This window comes from Chryseobacterium sp. 2TAF14 (assembly GCF_052115105.1).
Lineage (GTDB): Bacteria > Bacteroidota > Bacteroidia > Flavobacteriales > Weeksellaceae > Chryseobacterium.
On sequence record NZ_JBFRGA010000312.1, the window covers coordinates 1 to 1,505 of the forward strand.

1 protein-coding gene is annotated in these 1,505 nt (G+C 35.2%); it reads left to right on the forward strand.

What is annotated here, in order from left to right:
- The coding region (gene lysS, locus AB4Y90_RS17840; RefSeq protein ID WP_441558905.1) for a lysine--tRNA ligase at positions 1–1,259 on the forward strand (1,259 nt) is incomplete at its 5' end.
- Positions 1,260–1,505 lie beyond the last annotated feature (246 nt).

Sequence of the window (1,505 nt, forward strand, 5' to 3'; positions counted from 1 at the left end):
GAGTAGTGCACGACGGTTTTACAGATCCTGAACTAAGATACAGACAGCGTTATGTAGATTTAATTGTAAATCCTTCTGTAAAGGAAACTTTCGTGAAGAGAACAAAAATGTACACCGCAATGCGTCAGTTTTTTAATGATGCCGGTTATATTGAAGTAGAAACTCCTGTTTTGCAGGCTATTCCTGGTGGAGCTGCAGCAAGACCTTTTATTACTCATCATAATGCTTTGGATATTCCTTTATATATGAGAATTGCAAACGAATTATATCTGAAAAGATTGATCGTTGGTGGTTTTGAYGGAGTGTATGAATTTTCTAAAAACTTCAGAAATGAAGGGATGGACAGAACGCACAATCCTGAATTTACGGTAATGGAAATCTATGTAGCGTACAAAGATTACTACTGGATGATGGATTTCACCGAAAAAATGATTGAACATTGTGCCATCGCTGTAAATGGAACGACAAAAGCAAAATTTGGGGACCAGGAAATTGATTTCAAAGCTCCTTACGCAAGAGTTTCTATGACAGAAGCAATCCAGAAATATACAGGTTTTGATATTACAGGAAAGACTGAGCAGGAATTATTTGATTTTGCAAAATCGATCGGTATCGAAGTTGATGAAACAATGGGGAAAGGAAAATTAATCGATGAGATTTTTGGTGAAAAATGTGAAGGAAACTTCATTCAACCTACTTTCATTACCGATTATCCTGTGGAAATGTCGCCTTTAACTAAAAAACACAGAAGTCAGGAAGGTCTTACTGAGCGTTTTGAATTAATGGTTTGCGGTAAAGAAATTGCTAATGCCTATTCAGAATTAAATGACCCGATTGACCAAAGAGAGCGTTTTGAAGATCAATTAAGATTAGCAGAAAAAGGGGATGATGAAGCAGGACAGTTTATCGACGAAGATTTCCTGAGAGCTTTGGAATACGGAATGCCGCCAACTTCAGGAATGGGAATTGGAATGGATCGATTGATCATGTTTTTAACCAACAATCCGTCAATTCAGGAAGTATTGTTCTTCCCTCAAATGAAGCCTGAAAAAACAGTTCCGCAAGTAGAATTGGGTGAAGATGAAAAAGTAATTCTTGAAATTTTAAATTCTCAGGAAGAGCCATTTGCATTAGCTGAAGTAAAGCAAAGAAGCCAGTTATCTGGTAAAAAATGGGACAAAGCTTCTAAAACTTTAACGAAAGGAGGTTTGGTAAAAGTGGAGAAAATTGACGAGAATGTTTTGATGAAACTGGTTTAATTTTAATCATCAATCTAAATGATATATATAAATCCTGAAAATATTTTCAGGATTTTTTGTTTCCAAATAACAATAAATATTTGTTTTTCCGTTTTTAAAGAAAAGCTCAAAGCCCGATGAAATACTTTATTCTGTTTCTTTTAATCTCTGCGGAATTCAATGCGCAAATGATGACTTCCGTTTATTTTGAGCACAATTCTTATAAGTTAAATCCTCAATCTAAACAAAAGCTCGACAGCTTAACAC